Raw genomic sequence first — 20,477 nt, 5'->3', positions numbered from 1 at the left:
GGGGGCAAAGCCTTCTCCGGCCTGCTGGCTAGAGATGGGGCACTATTTTTCTGAATTGCGGCATCCATCACGAGCCAGCAGCCAGCCTTAATGTTCACTTAATAAATTGTGCTGATACTATCTGCAAAATCATTGAGGGTAGTGTCATGTCAAAACTGAATATCCAGCAGCTGTTCACCTTACTCATCTCTGTTGCCATCGTTGCCGGTTTCCTGAGCCACTGGATGCTGACCTTCTGAGCGCGCTTTAGCGCCTGGTGAGCTGAAACTCTACCCATGCCCGCGTGCCGGTTCCGGTCTCGCGGTTTTGCAGGAAGAATGCGGCTTCATGGAGTTGGGCAATGCGCGTGACGATGCTCAGCCCAAGCCCAATTCCGCCGTAGCGGCTGTCCATACGTACAAACGCCTGGCTAAGCTCACCTACCTTCGACTCATCAATCCCCGGCCCCTCATCTTCCACAATAAGCATCGGCTTTGAATCCCTCGCCAGCGACACCGTGATGGTTGACGATGGCGGGCTATAGCGGTGAGCATTCTCAATCAGATTACGCAGCAGCAGCCGCAGCAGCGTGGCGTCACCGGCCACGGTCACCGTCGGTACGGGCTCAGCGATGGCTAATGTCTGCTCACGTGATGCGAGCATCGTTTCCAGCTCTCCCTTCAGCGGTTCAATCACATCGCTCAGCAGATTAACCTGCTGATAGCTGCCCGCTGAGAACGATTGTCCGACGCGGGCCAGCAGTAAAAGTTGCGCAACGCTTTCGGTCATCTGGTCCAGACGCTGTAGCAGCGGCGCCAGATTCAGGTGCTGGGTTTTCTCCAGTAGCTCCAGATGCAGCTTCAGGCCCGCCAGCGGCGTGCGCAGCTCGTGGGCGACATCGGCGGTAAACAGGCGTTCGCGATCGAGCGTCTGGGTCAGGTTTTCCACCAGTTGGTTGATGGCATGGGTAACTGCTTCAACCTCAACGGTGGTCTGCTGCAGGAAAATGGGCTGCAAATTCCCCGGGGTGCGCGCATCCAATTCCCGCTGCAGGTCGGCGAGCGGCTGGGTGATGCGTTTTACCGCCTGCAGACACAGATACAGCGCCAGGCCGATAATCACCACGCTCGGAACCAGCAGGCTGGCGATGGCTTCACGAACCTCATGACGGATATGTTTAACGTTATTGTGGTTGTGCATAAGCATCGCCACTTCCAGCTCAATCTGCTCTTTGCTTTCATGCCATAGCCAGAACACGCTGATGAGCTGGAACACGACCAGAATCAGGCCAATTGCCAGCAGCAGCTGGTGGCGCATCGGCCATTTACGGACGGAAAAAAGCGCCATGCGTTATTCTGCCTTACCGGTATTCACCAATTGATAGCCAAAGCCTCGTACGGTACGAATCCGTGATTTTCCCACCTTGTCGCGCAGGTTATGGATGTGCACTTCCAGCGTGTTGGTGGCCGGTTCGTTGTCCCAGTTATAGATATCGTTGTAGAGAATTTCACGATGCACCGGGCTACCGGCCTTCAGCATCAGACGCGAAAGCAGGGCGTACTCTTTCGGCGTGAGCTCAAGCAGCGCGTCATCCAGCCACACCTGACGGCGCGTAACGTTGAGGCGCAGGTTTTCCACCGTCACTTCATTATCGCCCTGGTTCAGGTTGCGGCGCAGCAGCGCGCGGATACGGGCGTTCAGTTCTTCCAACGCGAACGGCTTGATTAAATAGTCGTCGGCGCCGGTATCAAGACCGCTGACGCGGTCCTCCAGCGTATCGCGGGCGGTCAGAATCAGCACCGGCGTGGTCATTTTCTCCTGCCGCATACGGTGGAGGAAATGCAGCCCGTCTTCATCCGGCAGGCCGAGGTCCAGCACGATCAGGCTATAGTGCCCGTTGGCCAGACTCAGCGCAGCCTGCTGCGCCGTGGCGACGCCGTCACAGGCATACCCTTCACTCTGCATGGCCAGAATCAGCCCCTGCAATAATAGGGTGTCATCTTCAACGACTAATATTTTCATCTGTTCGCCTCTATTTGCACGTCGCTAATATATCATCCGCTGCGCGATACTCTTTGGTCTCTACGCCGGTCATCCCCAGCACGGTAGAAAACAGATTATCCTGCGAGTAGTCATTCTCTTTGGCCTGTTTCTGCAGGCAGTCGTAATTCACACCGTAACGCTGCTGATAATCCTTGGATAGCCATAATAACATTGGTACATGTTTTTGCGTTTCCGGAGCAATAGAATACGGTAATCCGTGCAGATAAACGCCATTTTCCCCTAGCGATTCGCCGTGGTCGGAAAGATAAACCAGGCTGGTGGTAAATTTATCCTGTCTGGATTGCAGCAGCTTGATGGCCTTATCGACAATATAATCGATATACAGAATGGTATTGTCGTAGGTATTTTTCAGCTGCTCCTGGGAACAGGATTGAATTTCGCTGGTGTCGCAGGTTGGCATAAAGCGGCGGAACTGCGGCGGGTAGCGATTGTAATAGGTCGGGCCATGGCTACCAATGGTATGCAGCACAATGACGCCGTCGCCCTGCAGGCTATCGATGGTTTTTTCCAGATCGTGGAACAGCACTTCGTCGTAGCATTCACCGTTAATGCACTGGCCCGGCAGATTCAACGCCGTCACGTCCTGATGCGGCACGCGGTCACAGGCGCCTTTACAGCCGCCGTCGTTGTCGTTCCACTGCACCTGAATACCCGCGCGCTGGAGGATATCCAACAGCCCTTCCTGGTGATAGGCCAGCGCTTCGTCGTAGCGTGCTCGCGGCATATTCGAGAACATACAGGGAACGGACACCGCGGTAGCGGTACCGCAAGAGGTCGTGTTAGGGAAGTAAACCACATTATCTTGTGCTAACCGCGGGTTGGTATCGCGGTCGTAGCCGCCCAGCGAGAAATTGGCGGCGCGTGACGTTTCGCCCAGTACGATAATGGTTAAATTCTTACGCGGGCCATTTTTCATCAACGCTTTTTGCTGCGCATCTTCGCCAATTTTAACCAGCGGAAGATTGGCCATTTTGTGGTGATAATACCAGGAGTTAAGCGCAACAATACTGTTTGACGGGTTCAGTGATTTCACCAGTTCTTTATTATTACGGAACAGCGATGCGTAATCTTTATAGAACAGGCCTGCAACCAGCAGAATTAATAGGGTAGAGACAATAATTGTGCCCGCGCGCGTTAGCGCACCGCGCCACAGCGTTGTGGCGGGCTTAATTTTTACCCACCAGGCCAGCGCAATAAACAGCAGTGCGGTGATCCCCAGTACGATAATCATCTGGCCGGAAAGCAGGGCATAGCTCTCGGCGGGGGTGGTATCAAAAATATTGGTGACCATCGAGCGGTCAACAATAATACCGAAATTCATCATGAAATATTGTGCGCTGGCGCCGAGCAGAATAAACAGCGTCACGAGCACTTTCTCAAGACGAACGATGGACGCGAGCGCCAGACAAATCTCCATCACCGCAAAGGCGACGATCGGCATGGTCAGAAAGACCAGCGCGTTATGCAGGCTATCAACTGGCAGCAGGGTAAACGCCTGGCGATAAAATACGACGTTGAGCGCCAGGGCAATGTAGAGCGCGAATAAAACAATGTAGGCCAAACGGCTAATCGTAGGGCGTTGACGTAACAGGCGAAGCATAGCAGTAACCTAATAAGATTGATGCTCGCTATGCTGCCCGACCTATTTTAAGACAACCTTAAGATTTTAAGGAATCGCCGCCTAAAGCCTAAAGCCTGAAGCGCCTCTTCCAGCGCGTCGCGTAACAGGGCGCGATCGTGACGATACGGAATGTCGCTCGCTTCCAGCGCCTGCTGAATCACCACTTTATCTGCCGTACCGCTGATGTCCGCTTTCGGACTCACTACCACGGCATCAATAACCGATTTACCAATGTAATGCTCCAGCAGGCTCAGCCGGTCTCCCAGACTCAGATGACCGGCAGGGCTGTGCTCACGGCCCAGGTTTTCGATGTAAACCATTGGGGCAGGCGTGCGACGCAGCGCCTGAGCAATGTCCGGCAGCAGCAGAATCGGCAGCAGGCTAGTGTAGAAACTGCCCGGGCCGATGAGGATCAGATCGGCTTCGGCAATGGCCTGTACCGCTTCGCGAGTGGCGCTAACCGACGGCGTCAGCAGCAGCTCCTGTGGAGGCAGTGTGAGCTGGTCAATATTAACCTCGCCGTAGATTTCGTGGCCCTCGCTGTCGATTGCCATTAAATCGACCGGCTGCTCCGACATCGGGATCAAGGATGCCTCTACTTTCAGCAGGTTTCTGATTAAATTAATCGCCTCTAAAGGCCTTACGCTCAGGTGATCCAGCGCCTTTAACATCAGATTTCCGAGGTTATGCCCGGAAAGTTCGCCATTACCGCCAAAACGATACTCAAACATGGTCGATGCGACGCTGGGTTCGGTGATTAATTGATTGAGACAGTTACGCATGTCACCCCAGGCGATACCGCCTTCCGAACGGCGAATGCGCCCTGTAGAACCGCCGTTGTCGGTCGTGGTGACGATGCCGGTAAGGCGAGAACCCAACGATGACAGGGATGACATCACGCGTCCAAGGCCGTGCCCGCCGCCGAGCGCGACAACGCGGTCGAGATCGGCAAAAGTGCGATTGCGCATACAGCTTCCTTATGTCCTGAAAATGGGCTTACATTAGCCTAACTACCTCTAAAAGACGATGCCCCGTACCGGTCAAAATGACGTATATCAATGCAAAAACATGATTTTTACGTATTCTGTAGGGAAAGTGCACGATCGTCTCGTTATGTACAAGTTTATATAGCGAAAGCGAAAATGGCGAAACCGTTATTCTCGCGCTACTATTCGGCATAACATGGTTCAGTATTACCGACTGAACAACACACTCTAGCCTCTGCGCCTAAGTCAAAAGATAGGGCGTTTTGGCCGCGGCAGGTTCTCCTGTCGCCAGGGCGAAGGAAGAAATGATCTCGCCTCCCGTATTTGGAAAGGTGTCTATGGCTTCACAACTCACTGATGCGTTTGCGCGCAGGTTTTTCTATCTGCGCCTGTCGATTACCGACGTATGCAATTTTCGCTGCACCTACTGCCTGCCTAACGGCTACCAGCCTAATGGGGTCACCAATAAAGGGTTTCTGTCGCTTGACGAAATTCGCCGTGTGACGCGCGCCTTTGCGGCTCTGGGGACCGAGAAAGTGCGGCTGACCGGCGGCGAACCGTCGCTGCGTCGCGACTTTACCGATGTGATTGCCGCAGTCAAAGAGAACGCCGCCATTCGCCAGATCGCGGTCACCACCAACGGTTACCGTATGGCGCGAGACGTTGCCGCCTGGCGTGAGGCAGGACTGACGGCGCTGAACGTCAGCGTCGACAGCCTTGACGCGCGCCAGTTCCACGCGATAACCGGGCAGGATAAGTTCCGCCAGGTGATGGACGGCATCGACGCCGCCTTTACCGCAGGCTTTGATAAAGTGAAGGTCAATACCGTGCTGATGCGCGATGTTAACCATCACCAGCTCGACACCTTTCTGGCGTGGATCAAACCGCGCCGTATTCAACTCCGCTTTATTGAACTGATGGAAACCGGCGAGGGCAGCGAGCTGTTCCGCAAACACCATATTTCCGGCATGGTGCTGCGCGACGCGCTGCTCAGACGCGGCTGGATCCATCAAATCCGTCAGCGCAGCGACGGCCCGGCACAGGTCTTTTGCCACCCCGACTACGAAGGGGAAATCGGCTTAATCATGCCGTATGAAAAAGACTTCTGCGCCAGCTGTAACCGCCTGCGCGTCTCGTCCGTTGGGAAGCTGCATCTGTGCCTGTTTGGCGACGGCGGCGTTGATCTGCGCGAGCTGCTGGCCGAAGACGCCCAGCAGCAGGCGCTGGAAGCGCGCATTGCCGAAGCCTTAACGCACAAAAAACAGACCCACTTCCTGCATGAGGGCAATACCGGGATTACCCAGAATTTGTCCTATATTGGTGGATAATTCGTTATCAAGGAGCTATCAAATGAGTCAGGTGAGCGCTGAATTTATCCCGACCCGCATTGCTATTCTTACCGTTTCCAACCGTCGTGGCGAAGAGGATGACACCTCCGGCCATTTCCTGCGTGACGCCGCGCACGAGGCGGGGCATCAAATCGTCGACAAGGCGATTGTTAAAGAAAACCGCTACCAGATCCGCGCTCAGGTTTCCGCCTGGATTGCTCGCGATGATGTACAGGTGGTTCTCATCACCGGCGGTACCGGCCTGACCGACGGCGATCAGGCGCCGGAAGCACTGCTGCCGCTGTTCGATCGCGAAATTGAAGGCTTCGGCGAAGTGTTCCGCATGCTCTCGTTTGAAGAAATCGGCACGGCCACGCTTCAGTCTCGCGCCGTGGCCGGCATGGCCAACCGGACGCTGATTTTTGCGATGCCGGGTTCCACCAAAGCCTGCCGCACCGCGTGGGATAACATCATCGCGCCGCAGCTGGATGCCCGTACGCGTCCGTGTAATTTTCACCCTCATCTGAAGAAATAAACGATGTCGCAACTGACCCATATCAACGCGGCGGGCGAAGCCCATATGGTGGATGTATCCGCCAAGGCGGAAACCGTTCGTGAAGCGCGCGCGGAAGCGTTCGTTACCATGCTGCCGGAAACGCTGGCGATGATCATCGACGGCAGCCACCATAAGGGGGATGTCTTCGCAACCGCGCGTATCGCCGGTATTCAGGCCGCCAAGCGCACCTGGGATCTCATTCCGCTGTGCCACCCGCTGATGCTCAGTAAAGTGGAGGTGAATCTCCAGGCTCAGCCGGAGCATAACCGCGTGCGCATCGAGTCTTTATGCCGACTGACCGGCAAAACCGGCGTGGAGATGGAAGCGCTGACCGCCGCCTCGGTGGCCGCATTGACCATTTACGATATGTGTAAAGCGGTGCAAAAAGATATGGTTATCGGCCCGGTTCGTCTGCTGGCGAAAAGCGGCGGTAAATCAGGTGATTTTAAGGCGGAACATCATGATTAATGTGCTTTTTTTTGCGCAGGTGCGTGAGCTGGTGGGGACCGACTCGCTGGCATTAGCGCCGGAATTCGCCACCGTTGAAGCCATACGTCAGCACCTGGCTGCGCAGGAAGGGCGCTGGTCGTTGGCCCTGGAGGAGGGCAAACTCCTCGCGGCGGTCAACCAGACGCTGGTCAGCTTCGACCATCCGGTGACCGATGGCGATGAAGTGGCGTTTTTCCCGCCGGTAACAGGAGGTTAAAATGAGCGAAACGCGTATTTGCGTTGGGCATGAACCGTTTAGCGTCGGGGAGGAGTATCCCTGGCTTGCCGAGCGCGATGAAGACGGCGCGGTAGTGACGTTTACCGGCAAGGTTCGTAACCACAACCTCGGTGACAGCGTGAAGGCGCTGACGCTCGAACATTATCCGGGCATGACCGAGAAAGCGCTCGCCGAAATCGTAGAGGCGGCGCGTGAACGCTGGCCGCTGGGGCGTGTGACCGTGATTCACCGCATTGGCGAGATGTGGCCCGGTGACGAAATTGTGTTTGTCGGTGTGACCAGCGCGCATCGTAGCAGCGCCTTTGACGCCGGTGAATTTATCATGGACTATCTCAAGACCCGCGCGCCTTTCTGGAAGCGTGAAGCGACGCCGGAAGGCGATCGCTGGGTGGAAGCGCGCGACAGCGATAAACAGGCAGCCGAGCGCTGGTAGAGTACACTTACTGTTGATACCTATTGATTCAGGAGACTGTCATGGAACGATTCCCTCGGTCCGATTCTATCGTCCAGGCCCGTAGCGGCCTGCAAACTTACATGGCACAGGTCTACGGCTGGATGACCTGTGGGCTGCTGTTAACCGCGTTTATTGCGTGGTACGCGGCGAATACCCCTGCGGTGATGATGTTTGTCTTCTCCAGCAAAATCACCTTTTTCGGCCTGATTATCGCCCAGCTGGCGCTGGTGTTTGTGCTCTCCGGTATGGTGCAGCGTCTGAGTGCGGGCATGGCGACGACGCTGTTTATGCTCTATTCGGCGTTAACCGGGCTGACGTTATCCAGCATTTTTATCGTTTATACCTATTCTTCTATTGCCAGCACCTTCGTGGTGACGGGCGGGATGTTCGGCATCATGAGCCTGTATGGTTACACCACCAAGCGTGACCTGAGCGGGCTCGGCAGCATGCTGTTTATGGGGCTGATTGGTATCGTGCTGGCTTCATTGGTTAACTTCTGGCTGAAAAGCGACGCGCTGATGTGGGCGATTACCTATATCGGGGTGATTATCTTCGTCGGGCTGACCGCCTACGACACCCAGAAGCTGAAAAACATCGGCGAGCAGATTGACGTGCGCGACACCTCAAATCTGCGTAAATACGCGATTCTTGGTGCACTGACGCTGTATCTCGACTTTATCAACCTGTTCCTGATGCTGCTGCGGATTTTCGGCAACCGCCGCTAAGCGCAAAGAGAAAAGCACAATCCCGGACGAGTTCCGGGATTTTTTTGCTTACAACCTGGATGGGTAGCCTGAAAAATGCACAAGCTGCTCTCTTCCTGAGCGAAATAGTGACACGGATGTCACAAAAAGAGGCACATTTACGGAATTTTCCGTAGACTCGGGTACTCTGAATAAGCAAATAAAATTCTTCAGGAGAGAAGCCATGAAGTGGCAACAACGAGTTCGTGTCGCAACGGGGCTAAGTTGCTGGCAGATTATGTTGCATTTGCTGGTCATCGCCGTGCTGGTGATGGGCTGGATGAGCGGCGCGCTGGTGCGCGTGGGTTTGGGCCTCTGCGTTGTGTATGCCGTCACCGTTTTACTGATGCTGGCCTTACAGCGTCACCCTGAGCAGCGCTGGCGCGACGTCGCCGATGTGCTCGAAGAATTGACCACGACCTGGTATTTTGGCGCCGCAGTTATTGTCGTCTGGCTGCTGTCGCGCGTGCTGCAAAATAACTACCTGCTGGCGGTGGCCGGGCTGGCTATCCTTGCCGGGCCCGCGGTGTTCTCGCTGCTGGTGAAAGAAAAAGCCTCAGGCGATCTTGCGGCGAAACATCGCGTACGCCACTGATCCCGTCGTGGCCGCTATAAACAGTAGCGGCCACAGGCTCCCCCAGACAATCGACAGACTCGCATCCTTCAAATAAATCTGCTTGGTAATATCGGTAAAATGCCGAATCGGGTTAATCCACGTCAAATGCTGGAGCCATACCGGCATGTTTTCGACCGGTGATACATAGCCCGACAGCAGGATCGCCGGCATCATAAAGACGAACACGCCGATAAACGCCTGCTGCTGGGTCGAGCACAGCGCAGAGATTAGCAGCCCAAACCCGACCAACGACAGCCCATAAATCACCATCGTGAAGTAGAACAGCGCCAGCGAACCGGCGAAGGGAATCTGATAGGCCCAGATACCGACGGCCAGCACGATAGTGGCCTGGAAGGTGGCGACGATCAGCGCAGGCACCGCCTTGCCGACGAAAATTTGCCAGGTGGCCAGCGGCGAAACCAGTAGCTGATCCAGCGTGCCCTGTTCGCGTTCGCGGGCGACCGACAGTGAAGTGACGATCATCACACCGATGGTGGTGATCATGGCGATCAGCGACGGTACCACAAACCACTTGTAGTCGAGGTTCGGGTTGTACCAGTTACGCACCACCAGCTCGCTGTTATTGGGTTTGGCCTTGCCTTCCATGAGCTCCTGCTGGTAGTTCTTCACAATCTGCTGGAGGTAGTTAGCGGCAATCTGCGCGCTGTTAGAGTTGCGTCCGTCGAGCAGCAGCTGCATTGGCGCGGTCTGGAAGGTGTCGAGGTTACGCGAGAAGTCGGCCGGGAAGCGTACCAGCAGCAGGGCCTTTTGGGTGTCGAGGGTCGGCTGAATGTCCTGCGGGCTTTTTAGCACCAGCACATGGGTAAAGGCTTTCGCGCGCGCAAAGCGTTGGGTCAGCTCGATAGCGTGTTGACCGTTGTCTTCGTTATAGACGGCGATGGTGGCGTTAGTGACCTCCAGCGTGGCGGCAAATGGGAACAGCAGCACCTGAATCAGCACCGGCATAATCAATATGGCGCGGGTCTGCGGTTCGCGCAGCAGCGACTGTAGCTCTTTGCGGATAAGCGTCCATAAACGATAAAACATAGTACCGTCCTCATGTCGGGTGGCGCTGCGCTTACCCGACCTATAAGGCCCGTAGGCCCGGTAAGCGCAGCGTCACCGGGCAAAAAACGCGCCAGAGTTAATCCAACCGACGTTTGGTTTTCATCCACGTCAGGCCAATAAACATCACCGCCGAAGCGATTAAAAACAGCGTATTGATAATCAGCACGACCGGAATATTTCCCGCCAGGAACAGGCTTTGCAGCGTGCTGACGAAATAACGCGCCGGGATGATATAGGTCACCACGCGGATCGCGGCCGGCATACTGTCTATCTGGAAAATAAACCCGGACAGCATAATCGACGGCAGAAACGCCGCGTTCAGCGCCACCTGCGCGGCGTTAAACTGATTGCGGGTAATCGTCGAGATCAGCAGGCCCATGCCGAGGGTGCTGAGTAAAAACAGGCTGGTGATAAAAAACAACACCACCAGCGAACCGCGATACGGCACGCCGAGAATAAACACCGACACCAGCATGCACAGCAGCATGGCCAGCATACCGAGGAAATAGTAAGGAATGAGCTTGCACAGCAGCAGCTCGACGCGGGTGACTTCGGTTGAAAGCAGCGCCTCCATGGTGCCGCGTTCCCACTCGCGGGCAATCACCAGCGAGGTCAGAATTGCGCCGATCACCGTCATAATGATGGTAATGGCGCCGGGGATAATAAAGTGCTGGCTGATGGCCGCCGGGTTAAACCAGTAGCGGGTTTGTACATCGATGAGCGGTTCAAATTCCTGGCCGCGGTCTTCGGCGCGCTGTTTCTGCCAGATTTGCCAGATGCCTTCGACGTATCCCTGCACAAAGTTAGCCGTATTGGGCTCGCTGCCGTCGGTGATCACCTGAATGGGGGCGTTGTCACCCGCACGCGCCATGTGCTTATCAAAATCAACCGGAACCACGATCAGGCCGCGGATGCGTCCGGCCTGCATCATCTCAATCAACTGATGACGATTATCGCTCACGGTGGCATCAATATAGGGCGAACCGGTTAAGGTGTGGGTGAAGTCGAGCGCTTCTTTGCTCTGTTGTTCAAGCAGTACGCCGACGCGCAGCTTGCTGGAATCGAGGTTGATGCCGTAACCGAAAATAAACAGCAGCAGCAGCGGGATCACCACGGCAATCAGCCAACTGCTGGGATCGCGGACGATTTGCCGCGTCTCTTTGACGCACAGCGCGCGCACGCGCCGCCACGACAGCCCTCTAGCGCTCATTGGCGTGCTCCTTATCCCAGTCGTTGATAAGCGTAATAAAGGCCTGCTCCATGGTCGGGTCCGGCTGCTGCGCGTCGGCGGCCTGGGCTTTTAAATCGTCCGGCGTGCCGCTGGCGATAAGCTTACCGCGATACACCAGGCCAATGCGGTCACAGTACTCGGCCTCATCCATAAAGTGGGTGGTGACCATCACCGTCACCCCTTTTTCCACCATGCTGTTGATGTGCAGCCAGAACTCACGACGGGTGAGGGGGTCAACCCCTGAGGTTGGCTCATCGAGAAACAGAATGTCCGGTTCGTGCATCAGCGAGCAGGCCAGCGCCAGGCGTTGCTTAAAGCCTAACGGCAGTGAGTCGGTGGTGTGGCGAGCGATCGCTTTGAGGCCAAAGGCGTTGCTCATGCTGTCGATTTTGTCATTCTGCGCGCGGCCGCGCAGGCCGTACACGCCGGAGAAGAAACGGAGGTTTTGTTCGACCGTGAGGTTGCCGTACAGCGAAAACTTCTGCGCCATATAACCCAGATGCTGGCGCGCCTTACCCGAGCTGACCTTCAAATCCATATTCAGCACCAGCGCGTTGCCGGAGGTTGGCACCAGCAGACCGCACATCATTTTGAAGGTGGTGGATTTCCCCGCGCCGTTCGGACCCAGCAGGCCGAAGATTTCCCCGCGCTTGACCGCAAAATTGACGTGGTCCGTTGCGGCAAAGTCGCCGAATTTTTTGGTCAGCTGTTTGGCTTCGATGACCGTTTCGTCCGGCGAACCGTCAACGGTATGCAGAATGGCTCCCAGCGGCGATTCTGAGGTCCCCGCGCCGCCGAGCAGATCGATAAATGCATCTTCAAAGCGCGGCGTGGTCTCTTCTATTTCCAGCGTTGGCATGCCGGGTGCCCGGCGCAAATCATCGGCACTGGCCGATTTTTTGAGGATCACGCGCACCGAACGCCCCTGAATCATCCCGTCGCTGACCGCGCTTTGCTTCAACGCGCGCTGCAGCAGCCTGCGGTTATTTTCCTGCGGGCTGTGCATTAAAAAGCTGCGTCCGGCCATGGTACGGGTGAGGGCAGTAGGTTCGCCCTGATACAGGAGTTCGCCTTCGTTCATCAGCAGCACGTCCTGACACTGCTCGGCTTCATCAAGATAAGAGGTGCTCCAGAGGATCAGCATTCCATCACCCGCCAGCTCGTGCACCATTTCCCACAGCTCGCGGCGCGAAATGGGGTCGACGCCAACGCCGGGTTCATCCAGCAGCAGCACCTTTGGCTCGCCGACTAACGTACAGGCCAGTCCCAGCTTTTGTTTCATCCCTCCGGAGAGTTTACCCGCCAGGCGTTCGGTAAAAGGCCCCAGCGCGGTGAACTCCAGCAGCCGCGCGAAGGTCTTTTCCCGCGTTTCGCCGGTCACGCTTCGCAGGTCGGCATAGAGGTTAAGGTTCTCCATGACCGTTAAATCTTCATACAGGCCGAATTTTTGCGGCATATAGCCGAGCACCGCGTGCAGGGCGCTATCGTTGGCAATCGGGTCCAGCCCCAGCACCGTCGCGCTGCCCTCATCCGGCTTCAGCAGCCCGGCGAGCATGCGCATCAGCGTGGTTTTTCCCGCGCCGTCCGGCCCGACCAGACCGGTCACGTAGCCGGCGTTGATCGTGCAGTCCAGCCGGGCGACCGCTGGCTTATCCATGCCGGCAAACCGTTTGACCAGCCCGCGCAGCTGAATCTGGCTATCACTCATGGCGCGACTCATCGCTAAAGCGCAGCGTGACCGGCATCCCCTGGCGCAGGCTGTCGTCGGCGTCGGTGACGATAATGCGCAGGCGGTAAACCAGATCGGTACGCAGGTCCGGGGTCTCTACCGTTTTGGGCGTAAACTCGGCGGTCGGGGAAACAAAACCGATTTTACCGTGGTACGGTTTGTCCGGGCGGCCGTCGGTATAGAGCAAAATTTCGCGCCCCGGCTGGGCCTGATTGAGGTTCTTCTCGTCCACATAGGCGCGTACCCACACCGGGCGGGTCAGCGACAGCGTCAGCACGGTGCTGCCCGCGCTGAGCATACTGCCTGGCTCAACCGCGCGGGTGAGCAGGGTACCGTCGGACGGTGCGGTGAGCGTCGTGTCATGTAAATCGAGCATTGCCTGCGCCAGCTGGGCTTGGGCCTGTTCGAGGTTGGCTTTTGCCTGAGCGATCTCCTGCGGCCGGTTACCCGCTCGGTATTGGCTGAGCTTGTCCTGTGCCGATTTCAGCGACGCCAGCGCCTGGTCACGGGAAGAACGCGCGTTGGCCAGATCGTTAGCCGACAACAGACGGCTGTTCCACAGCCCCTGCTGACGCTGGAGGAAGCTTTGCGCATAATCGTAGGCAGCCTGCGCCTGTTTTACCGCCGCGGCGGCTTGGGCTATTTCTTCTGCCCGGTAGCCGGCCATCATCAGATCGTATTGCGCTTCGGCGGTAGCGACGTTCGCCTTCGCCTGCTGCAGCGCGTTTTCATACGGCGCTTTATCCAGTTGGCCAAGCGTCTGGCCCTGCTTAATCGCATCGCCCTCGTCGACCGTCAGCGATTGCAGACGCCCGCCAACGCGGAAGCTCATGTTGACGGTACGAATATCGACGTTGCCATACAGGGTCAGGCCGTTATTCTGCCGACTCTGATACCACCACGTCCCACCGCCAATCAGCGCGACGATGAGCGCTATGGCCAGAATAAGGACCACCGGTTTTTTCATCACTTCAGGCTCCTTTGCGTTAATCCTTGCAGAATGAAATCGATATGACAGGTAACGACCGCGAAAATTTGCTCGGCTTTGTCGGCGTCAAATTGTGTCCAGCCGGTGCGCATCAGAATCGTTTCCCGCCCCAGGCGAAACGCCAGCACTTCCCCCAGCAGGGCGTGGGTGTGGAGGATCATTTGCGTGCTGCTGGCATCGCAGCCGGTATAGGCGGCAATCAGTCGGGTCAGATGCGCATGCAGCGGGGCAATCACCTGATCGTGAATCCGCTGGTAGGCGGCGGTCGGCGACAGCTGCTCGCGTGAGATAAATTTGCTCAGGTTCAGCGTGTCATCCTGAGTCAGCAGTAAAATCATGTTGCGGCAGGCGTGGAGGATCAGCGCGCGTATGGCTTCTCGGTCCGGCTGCGGTTGGGCGAATAGCTGTTCAGCGGCTTCGGCGTGAGCCCGGAAGTTTTCGCCGATAAAATCAGCAATCCATTGGGCGCAGGCCTGGTATAAATCTTCTTTTGAGCCAAAATAATAGGTGATGGCGGCAATATTCTGCCCGGCCAGCGCGGCGATATCGCGGGTGGTCGCATGCAGGCCGTACTCGTCAAACTGGGCGAGTCCGGCGGCAATCAGCTGGCTTTTCGCCTGTTCGCCTTTGCTGGTAATCGGAGTGGGATTCATGATGCCACCAGAATTAATCAAACGATTGATTAAGGTTATGCCGGGTTTTCCATCTTGTCCAGCGTGGTGAATAATCTTGTTTTACCGCGTGAAGGGGATAATTTATGCGGTGCATCACAAAAACTGCTACACTCCGCCCCTTCATGACATTGTGGTTTTTGTCATTCCCCTGTTTTTCTCTCCCCTCGAAAACTACACCGCATGCGGTCGGGGTGGGTGTGGAGTACTTATGTCTTTTGATTCTCTCGGGCTGAACCCCGACATTCTGCGTGCCGTTGCTGAGCAAGGTTACCGCGAACCCACCCCCATCCAGCAGCAGGCGATTCCTGCGGTACTGCAGGGCCGCGACCTGATGGCCAGCGCCCAAACCGGCACCGGTAAAACCGCAGGCTTTACCCTGCCGCTGCTGCAGTTGCTGGTTTCCCGTGAGCCGCACGTCAAGGGCCGTCGCCCGGTGCGCGCGCTGATCCTCACGCCAACCCGTGAGCTGGCGGCGCAGATTGGTGAAAACGTGCGTGAATACAGCCGTTACCTGAACATCCGTTCGCTGGTCGTGTTCGGCGGCGTCAGCATCAACCCGCAGATGATGAAGCTGCGCGGCGGCGTTGACGTGCTGGTGGCTACGCCGGGGCGTCTGTTGGATCTCGAACATCAGAACGCCGTGAAGCTCGATCAGATAGAAATCCTGGTGCTGGACGAAGCTGACCGTATGCTCGACATGGGCTTCATCCACGACATCCGTCGTGTGTTGACCAAGCTGCCGGCGAAGCGCCAGAACCTGCTGTTCTCCGCTACCTTCTCCGACGACATTAAAGCCCTGGCAGAAAAACTGCTGACCAACCCGCTCGAGATTGAAGTGGCGCGTCGTAACACGGCTTCTGAGCAGGTAACGCAGCACGTTCACATGGTTGATAAAAAACGTAAGCGCGAGCTGCTGTCGCAGATGATCGGCGAAGGCAACTGGCAGCAGGTGCTGGTATTTACTCGTACCAAGCACGGCGCAAACCACCTGGCGGAACAGCTGAATAAAGACGGTATCCGCAGCGCGGCGATTCACGGTAACAAATCGCAGGGTGCGCGTACGCGCGCGCTGGCCGATTTTAAATCCGGCGATATCCGCGTGCTGGTGGCGACAGATATCGCCGCGCGTGGCCTAGATATTGAAGAGCTGCCGCACGTCGTGAACTACGAGCTGCCGAACGTGCCGGAAGATTACGTGCACCGTATCGGCCGTACCGGCCGCGCGGCCGCGACCGGTGAAGCGCTGTCGCTGGTGTGCGTTGATGAGCACAAACTGCTGCGCGACATCGAACGTCTGCTGAAGAAAGAAATTCCGCGCATTGCGCTGCCGGGCTACGAGCCGGATCCGTCTATCAAAGCGGAGCCGATTCAGAACGGTCGCCAGCAGCGTGGCGGCAATGGCAACGGTAACGGCGGCGGCCGTGGTCGCGGCCAGGGTGGTCAGGGGCAGGGCGCAGGGCGTAGCCAACAGCAGCCGCGTCGTAACGACGGCGGCGCGCCGAAAGCCAAACCGCGCAGCGCGGAGGGTAAACCAGCAGGCGATAAGCCGCGTCCACCTCGCCGCCCGCGTAAACCTGCAGCAGCGCAGTAAACTGCGAGCCCGGCCGAAAGCCGGGCTTTCTTTTTTGCGGCGGCGTACAGAAAGTGCCACAATAGTGGCTGTTTATACAGTATCTCAGGTTTTCTCATGGCTTTGACCGCTGCGCTGAAAGCGCAAATCGCCGCCTGGTACAAGGCGCTTCAGGAACAGATCCCCGACTTTATCCCCCGTGCGCCGCAGCGGCAGATGATTGCGGACGTCGCTAAAACGCTTGCCGGAGAAGACGGGCGACATCTGGCGATTGAAGCGCCTACCGGCGTCGGGAAAACCTTGTCCTACCTGATTCCCGGTATTGCTATCGCCCGCGAAGAACAGAAAACGCTGGTGGTCAGCACCGCCAACGTGGCGTTACAGGATCAAATCTACAGTAAAGATTTACCGCTGCTGCGCAAAATTATCCCCGATTTGCGCTTCACTGCCGCCTTTGGTCGCGGCCGCTACGTATGCCCGCGTAACCTGACGGCGCTCGCCAGCAGCGAGCCAAACCAGCAGGATCTGCTGGCCTTTCTCGACGATGAGCTGACGCCCAATAACCAGGAAGAGCAGAAGCGCTGCGCGAAGCTGAAGGGCGATCTCGACAGCTACAAGTGGGACGGCCTGCGCGACCATACCGACATCGCGATTGACGATGATTTATGGCGTCGCCTGAGCACCGACAAAGCCAGCTGTTTGAACCGTAACTGCCAGTATTATCGCGAGTGCCCGTTCTTCGTCGCGCGCCGCGAGATTCAGGAGGCTGAAGTCGTGGTCGCAAACCATGCGCTGGTCATGGCGGCAATGGAGAGCGAAGCGGTGCTGCCGGAGCCGAAAAACCTGCTGCTGGTGCTGGATGAAGGCCACCATCTGCCGGACGTCGCCCGCGACGCGCTGGAGATGAGCGCCGAGATTACCGCACCGTGGTATCGCCTACAGCTCGACCTGTTCAGTAAGCTGGTGGCCACCTGCATGGAGCAGTTCCGCCCGAAAACCACGCCGCCGCTGGCGCTGCCGGAGCGACTTACCGCGCATTGTGAAGAGCTGTACGAGCTTATCGCGTCGCTGAATAACATTCTTAATCTGTATCTACCCGCAGCCCAGGAAGCCGAGCACCGATTCCCGATGGGCGAGCTGCCCGACGAAGTGATGGAAATTTGCCAGCGTTTGGCCAAGCTCACCGAAATGCTGCGCGGGCTGGCGGAGCTGTTCTTAAACGATCTCAGCGAGAAAACCGGCAGTCACGATATTGTGCGCCTGCATCGGGTGATTTTGCAGATGAACCGCGCGCTGGGGATGTTTGAATCCCAGAGCAAGCTGTGGCGTCTGGCGTCGCTTTCCCAGGCATCGGGGGCGCCGGTCACCAAGTGGGCTACCCGCGATCTGCGCGATGGGCAGATGCACGTCTGGTTCCACTGCGTAGGTATCCGCGTCAGCGAACAGCTTGAGCGCCTGCTGTGGCGCAGCGTGCCGCATATTGTTGTCACCTCGGCAACGCTGCGTTCGCTTAATAGCTTCTCACGCCTGCAGGAGATGAGCGGGCTGAGAGAAAAAGCAGGCGATCGTTTCGTGGCGCTGGATTCGCCGTTTAACCACGTCGAGCAGGGTAAAATCGTCATTCCACAGATGCAGTTTGAGCCGCTGATCGATAACGAAGAGCAGCATATTGCCGAAATGGCGGCCTATTTTCGCCAGCAGGTCGAGAGCAAAAAGCATCACGGTATGCTGGTGCTGTTTGCCAGCGGCCGCGCGATGCAGCGTTTCCTTGAGCACGTGACCGATCTACGTCTGATGCTGCTGGTGCAGGGCGATCAGCCGCGCTATCGGCTGGTAGAACTCCATCGCAAGCGAGTTGAGAGCGGCGAGCGCAGCGTGCTGGTTGGGCTACAATCTTTTGCGGAGGGGCTGGATCTGAAAGGTGAGCTGCTAAGCCAGGTGCATATTCATAAAATCGCCTTCCCGCCGATCGACAGCCCGGTGGTGATCACCGAAGGCGAATGGCTGAAAAGTCTCAATCGCTACCCCTTTGAAGTGCAAAGTCTGCCCAGCGCATCGTTTAATCTGATTCAGCAGGTGGGGCGACTGATTCGTAGCCACGGTTGCTGGGGCGAAGTGATCATCTACGATAAGCGGCTGTTGACCAAAAACTACGGTAAGCGTTTACTGGATGCGTTGCCGGTTTTCCCGATTGAACGTCCGGAAGTGCCGGAAGTTAAACAGAAAGCTATCACGGCTAAGCCAAAATCACCGCGCCGTAAAAAACGCTAGCCCGGTGTGTAGGCCTGAAACGCATAGCGCCATCAGGCGGCCGCCGCACATTGCCGGATGCGCTGCGCTTATCTGGCGACGACGAGCAAAGGAGCAGTAAATGGATTATCGCAAAATCATCAAAGAAATCGGTCGTGGAAAAAATCATGCGCGTGACCTGGACCAGGACATCGCGCGCGGCCTGTACACCCAAATGCTTGATGGTGATGTTCCGGATCTGGAAATGGGCGCGATTTTGCTCTCCATGCGCATTAAGGGGGAGGGCGAAGCGGAGATGCTTGGTTTTTATGAGGCCGTGCAGCAGAAAACCATGCGCCTGACGCCGCCGGCGGGTAAACCGATGCCGATTGTCATTCCCAGCTATAACGGCGCGCGCAAGCAGGCCAACCTGACGCCGCTGCTGGCGATGCTGCTGCATAAGCTCGGTTTTCCGGTCGTGGTGCACGGGGTCAGCGAAGATCCGACGCGGGTCATCAGTGAGACCATCTTTGAGCTGCTGGGCATTGAGCCGACGCGTCATGCCGGGCAGGCGCAGGCAAAGCTGGATGGCCACCAGCCGGTCTATATTCCGGTTGGCGCGCTGTGCCCGCCGCTGGAACGGCAGCTGAATCTGCGCTGGCAGCTTGGCGTGCGCAACAGTGCGCATACGCTGGCCAAGCTGGCGACGCCGTTTGCCGAAGACGCGGCGCTGCGCTTGTCCAGCGTCTCGCATCCGGAGTACGTGGGCAAAGTCGCAAAATTCTTTGCCGATATCGGCGGGCGCAGCCTGCTGATGCATGGCACCGAGGGCGAAGTTTATGCTAATCCGCAGCGCTGCCCGCAAATCACATTGATTGATGCGCAGGGCGCACGGGTCATTAACGCGCGTCAGAGTGAGCAGTGCGAAGAGATTGTGGCGCTGCCAGCGGCGAAAGATCCGCAAACCACGGCGCAGTGGATCGAACGCTGCGTGGCGGGCGTCGAGCCGGTGCCGCAGTCGTTGAAAATTCAGCTGGCCTGTTGCCTGCTGGCGGCCGGAGAGGTCAGTTCGCTTGAAGACGGCCTTGACCGCGTCGCGCTCGCCTATTAAACCCGCTGGCTGTCCTCCCGAGCCGGGCATAGCCCGGCTCGTCTTATACCGCGCAAGCGGCCTTCCTGCGTAAATTCCACGCAAAAAAAAGCCCGGCGTGGCGGCCGGGCAAAAAAGGGTATCAACAAGTCAATGAGGGTTGGAGCACCCGCGAGAGGTCAGCTCACGGGGTATAACAGAGGGTGGCGATTATTTATAGATAACCGCAGTACCGCTAACTTTGTTGTTGGTGTTAGCAGACGTGATGGAGTAGCCGGTTGCGCCAGCAGCGGCAGCTTTCTGCGCCAACTGAGCTTCCATACCATCCAGAGTCGTCGCGCCGTCAACGGACACGGTACCCATTGCGTTCATTTTTTGTGCCTGAGCCTGGGTAACAGGCTGGGCAGCGAAAGCGCCAAAGGACAGGGCAGACAGGGCGATGGCAGCAACAGCATATTTAATGGTTTTCATAATTAATCTCTCGCAGGTTATGTCGTACAGGGGACGATGTTTTCGTCGATGTGATAAGTATCACGTTTTTATTTGGCGGAATAAATCGAAGAGAATTGATTACCATGCTCAAAAAAATTGAATGATTATTAATTTATTGATTATTAATAAAATATTCACATCATGAATGTGTTTGCGTTGAATCCAGCGGAAGCGGGGGGATCGAAGGCACAATTTGCTACTTTTTTTGCCAAAAAGCGTGCTCGTAAAGATAATCGATTGCTCTGTATGTTGCGGTATGGATTTGTAATAAAAGCTGGGTTGTTGGGCCTGTTCTGGAATTATATTCTCATACAGGCGGTGAATGTAAACTT

Annotated in this window: 20 protein-coding genes and 1 riboswitch; of the genes, 10 read left to right on the top strand and 10 right to left on the bottom strand. The window is 56.7% G+C overall.

Annotated elements, in window-relative coordinates; translation table 11 throughout:
* Nucleotides 1-246: 246 nt before the first annotated feature.
* Genes pmrB through yvcK form a run of 4 tightly spaced genes read right to left on the bottom strand, consistent with a single transcriptional unit; the run spans nt 247 to nt 4,632 of the window.
* The gene (gene pmrB, locus H7R76_RS16480) at nt 247-1,326 is read right to left on the bottom strand and encodes a two-component system sensor histidine kinase PmrB (protein WP_106924590.1); all 1,080 of its coding nucleotides are present in this window, start codon (nt 1,324-1,326) and stop codon (nt 247-249) included.
* 3 nt (nt 1,327-1,329) lie between these two features.
* On the bottom strand, nt 1,330-2,001 hold the full coding sequence (gene pmrA, locus H7R76_RS16475) for a two-component system response regulator PmrA (RefSeq protein WP_106924589.1): 672 nt from the start codon (nt 1,999-2,001) through the stop codon (nt 1,330-1,332).
* Between the two features lie 10 nt (nt 2,002-2,011).
* Nucleotides 2,012-3,643: a phosphoethanolamine transferase EptA gene (gene eptA, locus H7R76_RS16470; protein ID WP_182965848.1), complete on the bottom strand. Its 1,632-nt coding sequence runs from the start codon at nt 3,641-3,643 to the stop codon at nt 2,012-2,014.
* Between the two features lie 47 nt (nt 3,644-3,690).
* On the bottom strand, nt 3,691-4,632 hold the full coding sequence (gene yvcK / locus H7R76_RS16465; RefSeq protein WP_182965844.1) for a uridine diphosphate-N-acetylglucosamine-binding protein YvcK: 942 nt from the start codon (nt 4,630-4,632) through the stop codon (nt 3,691-3,693).
* A 230-nt stretch (nt 4,633-4,862) separates the two neighbouring features.
* Nucleotides 4,863-5,001, top strand: a riboswitch (molybdenum cofactor riboswitch).
* Here yvcK and moaA point away from each other — a divergent pair.
* The 7 genes from moaA to H7R76_RS16430 all read left to right on the top strand — a co-directional run bounded on the left by moaA (nt 4,989) and on the right by H7R76_RS16430 (nt 9,053).
* Nucleotides 4,989-5,978 carry a GTP 3',8-cyclase MoaA gene (gene moaA / locus H7R76_RS16460; RefSeq protein WP_106924585.1) on the top strand — a complete coding sequence of 330 codons (990 nt, stop codon included), beginning with the start codon at nt 4,989-4,991 and terminating at the stop codon, nt 5,976-5,978. It overlaps the preceding riboswitch by 13 nt.
* Before the next feature lie 22 nt (nt 5,979-6,000).
* The gene (gene moaB / locus H7R76_RS16455; protein WP_065355567.1) at nt 6,001-6,513 is read left to right on the top strand and encodes a molybdenum cofactor biosynthesis protein B; all 513 of its coding nucleotides are present in this window, start codon (nt 6,001-6,003) and stop codon (nt 6,511-6,513) included.
* Nucleotides 6,514-6,516: 3 nt separating this feature from the next.
* Nucleotides 6,517-7,002, top strand: coding sequence for a cyclic pyranopterin monophosphate synthase MoaC (moaC, locus tag H7R76_RS16450; protein ID WP_182929253.1), 486 nt, complete (start codon nt 6,517-6,519; stop codon nt 7,000-7,002).
* The gene (moaD, locus tag H7R76_RS16445) at nt 6,995-7,240 is read left to right on the top strand and encodes a molybdopterin synthase sulfur carrier subunit (RefSeq protein WP_106924583.1); all 246 of its coding nucleotides are present in this window, start codon (nt 6,995-6,997) and stop codon (nt 7,238-7,240) included. Before moaC ends, moaD begins: the two co-directional genes overlap by 8 nt.
* Nucleotide 7,241: 1 nt before the next feature.
* On the top strand, nt 7,242-7,694 hold the full coding sequence (moaE, locus tag H7R76_RS16440; protein WP_106924582.1) for a molybdopterin synthase catalytic subunit MoaE: 453 nt from the start codon (nt 7,242-7,244) through the stop codon (nt 7,692-7,694).
* Nucleotides 7,695-7,735: 41 nt separating this feature from the next.
* Nucleotides 7,736-8,440, top strand: a complete 705-nt coding sequence (locus H7R76_RS16435; RefSeq protein WP_106924581.1) for a Bax inhibitor-1/YccA family protein — start codon at nt 7,736-7,738, stop codon at nt 8,438-8,440.
* 202 nt (nt 8,441-8,642) lie between these two features.
* Nucleotides 8,643-9,053: a YbhQ family protein gene (locus H7R76_RS16430; RefSeq protein ID WP_106924580.1), complete on the top strand. Its 411-nt coding sequence runs from the start codon at nt 8,643-8,645 to the stop codon at nt 9,051-9,053.
* On the opposite strand, the gene H7R76_RS16425 is transcribed toward H7R76_RS16430, so the two are convergent.
* The 5 genes from H7R76_RS16425 to cecR all read right to left on the bottom strand — a co-directional run bounded on the left by H7R76_RS16425 (nt 9,015) and on the right by cecR (nt 14,743).
* Entirely contained in the window at nt 9,015-10,121 is a 1,107-nt protein-coding gene (locus H7R76_RS16425) for an ABC transporter permease (protein WP_106924579.1), read from the bottom strand. The two genes, H7R76_RS16430 and H7R76_RS16425, sit on opposite strands and share 39 nt — an antisense overlap.
* A 97-nt stretch (nt 10,122-10,218) precedes the next feature.
* Nucleotides 10,219-11,352: an ABC transporter permease gene (locus tag H7R76_RS16420; protein WP_106924578.1), complete on the bottom strand. Its 1,134-nt coding sequence runs from the start codon at nt 11,350-11,352 to the stop codon at nt 10,219-10,221.
* Nucleotides 11,342-13,081 (bottom strand): ATP-binding cassette domain-containing protein, encoded by a 1,740-nt coding sequence (locus H7R76_RS16415; protein WP_106924577.1) that lies wholly within the window; start codon nt 13,079-13,081, stop codon nt 11,342-11,344. The genes H7R76_RS16420 and H7R76_RS16415 overlap by 11 nt, the downstream gene beginning before the upstream one ends.
* Nucleotides 13,074-14,069 (bottom strand): secretion protein HlyD, encoded by a 996-nt coding sequence (gene hlyD, locus H7R76_RS16410; RefSeq protein ID WP_182968015.1) that lies wholly within the window; start codon nt 14,067-14,069, stop codon nt 13,074-13,076. The genes H7R76_RS16415 and hlyD overlap by 8 nt, the downstream gene beginning before the upstream one ends.
* Entirely contained in the window at nt 14,069-14,743 is a 675-nt protein-coding gene (gene cecR, locus H7R76_RS16405) for a transcriptional regulator CecR (protein ID WP_182965842.1), read from the bottom strand. Before cecR ends, hlyD begins: the two co-directional genes overlap by 1 nt.
* A gap of 229 nt (nt 14,744-14,972) precedes the next feature.
* Between cecR and rhlE the strand changes: the two genes are divergently transcribed.
* The 3 genes from rhlE (at nt 14,973) to ybiB (ending at nt 19,674) form a co-directional block, all read left to right on the top strand.
* Nucleotides 14,973-16,355: an ATP-dependent RNA helicase RhlE gene (gene rhlE, locus H7R76_RS16400; RefSeq protein WP_106924574.1), complete on the top strand. Its 1,383-nt coding sequence runs from the start codon at nt 14,973-14,975 to the stop codon at nt 16,353-16,355.
* 96 nt (nt 16,356-16,451) lie between these two features.
* Entirely contained in the window at nt 16,452-18,605 is a 2,154-nt protein-coding gene (gene dinG / locus H7R76_RS16395; RefSeq protein ID WP_182928308.1) for an ATP-dependent DNA helicase DinG, read from the top strand.
* Between the two features lie 100 nt (nt 18,606-18,705).
* Complete coding sequence (gene ybiB, locus H7R76_RS16390; RefSeq protein WP_182929249.1) at nt 18,706-19,674, top strand: DNA-binding protein YbiB; 969 nt, start codon at nt 18,706-18,708, stop codon at nt 19,672-19,674.
* A 189-nt stretch (nt 19,675-19,863) separates the two neighbouring features.
* Here ybiB and ybiJ read toward each other — a convergent pair whose 3' ends face one another.
* A complete protein-coding gene (gene ybiJ / locus H7R76_RS16385; protein WP_106924571.1) occupies nt 19,864-20,124 on the bottom strand; it encodes a DUF1471 family protein YbiJ in 261 nt (86 codons plus the stop codon).
* Nucleotides 20,125-20,477: the final 353 nt, after the last annotated feature.

This window comes from Klebsiella sp. WP8-S18-ESBL-06 (assembly GCF_014169755.1).
Classification (GTDB): domain Bacteria; phylum Pseudomonadota; class Gammaproteobacteria; order Enterobacterales; family Enterobacteriaceae; genus Kluyvera; species Kluyvera ascorbata_B.
Note: the sequence above shows the minus strand (reverse complement) of the source record. Positions and strands in the feature narration are given on the sequence as shown.

Coding starts and splice junctions, on each gene's coding strand:
- pmrB (WP_106924590.1), bottom strand. CDS start 1,326: ATGGCGCTTTTTTCCGTCCGTAAATGGCCGATGCGCCACCAGCTGCTG.
- pmrA (WP_106924589.1), bottom strand. CDS start 2,001: ATGAAAATATTAGTCGTTGAAGATGACACCCTATTATTGCAGGGGCTG.
- eptA (WP_182965848.1), bottom strand. CDS start 3,643: ATGCTTCGCCTGTTACGTCAACGCCCTACGATTAGCCGTTTGGCCTAC.
- yvcK (WP_182965844.1), bottom strand. CDS start 4,632: ATGCGCAATCGCACTTTTGCCGATCTCGACCGCGTTGTCGCGCTCGGC.
- moaA (WP_106924585.1), top strand. CDS start 4,989: ATGGCTTCACAACTCACTGATGCGTTTGCGCGCAGGTTTTTCTATCTG.
- moaB (WP_065355567.1), top strand. CDS start 6,001: ATGAGTCAGGTGAGCGCTGAATTTATCCCGACCCGCATTGCTATTCTT.
- moaC (WP_182929253.1), top strand. CDS start 6,517: ATGTCGCAACTGACCCATATCAACGCGGCGGGCGAAGCCCATATGGTG.
- moaD (WP_106924583.1), top strand. CDS start 6,995: ATGATTAATGTGCTTTTTTTTGCGCAGGTGCGTGAGCTGGTGGGGACC.
- moaE (WP_106924582.1), top strand. CDS start 7,242: ATGAGCGAAACGCGTATTTGCGTTGGGCATGAACCGTTTAGCGTCGGG.
- H7R76_RS16435 (WP_106924581.1), top strand. CDS start 7,736: ATGGAACGATTCCCTCGGTCCGATTCTATCGTCCAGGCCCGTAGCGGC.
- H7R76_RS16430 (WP_106924580.1), top strand. CDS start 8,643: ATGAAGTGGCAACAACGAGTTCGTGTCGCAACGGGGCTAAGTTGCTGG.
- H7R76_RS16425 (WP_106924579.1), bottom strand. CDS start 10,121: ATGTTTTATCGTTTATGGACGCTTATCCGCAAAGAGCTACAGTCGCTG.
- H7R76_RS16420 (WP_106924578.1), bottom strand. CDS start 11,352: ATGAGCGCTAGAGGGCTGTCGTGGCGGCGCGTGCGCGCGCTGTGCGTC.
- H7R76_RS16415 (WP_106924577.1), bottom strand. CDS start 13,081: ATGAGTGATAGCCAGATTCAGCTGCGCGGGCTGGTCAAACGGTTTGCC.
- hlyD (WP_182968015.1), bottom strand. CDS start 14,069: ATGAAAAAACCGGTGGTCCTTATTCTGGCCATAGCGCTCATCGTCGCG.
- cecR (WP_182965842.1), bottom strand. CDS start 14,743: ATGAATCCCACTCCGATTACCAGCAAAGGCGAACAGGCGAAAAGCCAG.
- rhlE (WP_106924574.1), top strand. CDS start 14,973: ATGTCTTTTGATTCTCTCGGGCTGAACCCCGACATTCTGCGTGCCGTT.
- dinG (WP_182928308.1), top strand. CDS start 16,452: ATGGCTTTGACCGCTGCGCTGAAAGCGCAAATCGCCGCCTGGTACAAG.
- ybiB (WP_182929249.1), top strand. CDS start 18,706: ATGGATTATCGCAAAATCATCAAAGAAATCGGTCGTGGAAAAAATCAT.
- ybiJ (WP_106924571.1), bottom strand. CDS start 20,124: ATGAAAACCATTAAATATGCTGTTGCTGCCATCGCCCTGTCTGCCCTG.